A 1,447-nucleotide genomic window follows, 5' to 3' on the forward strand; every position below is an offset into this window, starting at 1 on the left:
GGGGAATGGGGCGGGGCCGGAGACCCGGATCCCGTCTCATGATGGGTTTGGGGAGCGGGTCCGGCTCCGGCTGTGCAGCACGTTCCTTGGTTCCTTTGCCGCGCGGCCTGTGTCCCGGCCGGAACAGCCCCACGACGACGAACGCCAGGGTCAGCGCAATGACGCCCAGGACAATGAGGTCGAGGTTGTCCCGGACAAAGGGAACCCTGTCACCCAGCAGATAGCCGAGCAGCGTCACACTCAGGGCCCAGACCGCCGCTCCGATGGCGTTGTAGGCAATGAACGTGGGGTAATGCATCCGGCCCACCCCGGCCACCACGGGCGTGAAGGTCCGGACGACGGGCACGAACCTGGCCAGGACCACCGCCTTGCCGCCGTGTTTGGCAAAGAACTTCTCGGCGCGGGTAACGTTTTCCCGGCTGAAGAATCGGGATTCGGGCCGGTTGAAAACCACCGGCCCTGCCTTGCGGCCAATGTAATAGCCCAGTTGATCCCCGGCGAAGGCGCTCAGGGCAATCAGCAGGATCAGCAGCCAGACGTTCATCTGGATAGCACCCGTAGCCACCAGCAGTCCGGCGGTGAAGAGCAGGGAATCGCCGGGCAGGAAGAACCCAATCAGCAGGCCGGTCTCCACAAAGACGATGCCGCAGATTAACAGCACCACCCAGGGGCCGATCGCCGGGTCCGACAGGAACACCTGCGGATCGAGCCAGTCCGGCAGAAGCGAGGACATAACAGGCTGCAGCGCTCCCGGCGCTGCCATGGCAAGGATCACTTTCACAGGGTAAGCCACGGGCCACAAGAGAGTCTGGGAACGCCGTCACGGATGCTCTTCGACTTGACAGTGACAGCGCTCACAGGATTACCTAATGAACATTCGGTAATGAAAAGTGAGGGATCCCATTGGCTGACTCTGTCACCGCCGCTGCACGCGAAACGCGCCCGGCACACCCCATCCTGGAACAGGACGCTACGTCCGAATGGCTGGGAATCGACGTCGTCTCCCTGGGCGACGGCACGGCTGTGACCACCATGGAACTGCGTCCCGAGATGCTCAACGGCTTCGCGATCGCCCACGGCGGCATGGTTTTCGCCTTCGCAGACACCGCCTTTGCCCTGGCCTGCAACCCCTCCGGCGCGGACTCGCTGGCTGACATGGACACCATCACCGTGGCTGCCGGAGCCGACATCAACTTCATCTCCTCAGCCCGCGCCGGCGACAAGCTCCGGGCAGAAGCCAGCCGCCGCGCAGCGTCAGGCCGCAGCGGCGTTTATGACATTGAAGTCACCGCCGAATCACCGGACGGCTCCACCCGGGTCATCGCTGAATTCAGGGGACGCTCACGTACCATTCCGAATCCCGCCCGGCGGAACTGATGCCGGTCCGTCGGTCCGCACTGTCACCCCTTCAGCTGTCCCCGTCATCCCCGCAGAGTTACACCCCCAC

At 64.0% G+C, this 1,447-nt stretch carries 2 protein-coding genes; one reads left to right on the plus strand and one right to left on the minus strand.

Annotated features, from left to right (window positions below; translation table 11 throughout):
- On the minus strand, positions 1–793 hold a 793-nt coding region (locus TVB01_RS16585), incomplete at its 3' end, for a DedA family protein (protein WP_422457001.1).
- A gap of 110 nt (positions 794–903) precedes the next feature.
- Here TVB01_RS16585 and TVB01_RS16590 point away from each other — a divergent pair.
- On the plus strand, positions 904–1,377 hold the full coding sequence (locus TVB01_RS16590; protein WP_422457002.1) for a hotdog fold thioesterase: 474 nt from the start codon (positions 904–906) through the stop codon (positions 1,375–1,377).
- Positions 1,378–1,447: the final 70 nt, after the last annotated feature.

It is taken from the genome of Arthrobacter sp. 7Tela_A1, from assembly GCF_049311065.1.
In the GTDB taxonomy this organism is placed as follows: Bacteria; Actinomycetota; Actinomycetes; order Actinomycetales; family Micrococcaceae; genus Arthrobacter_B.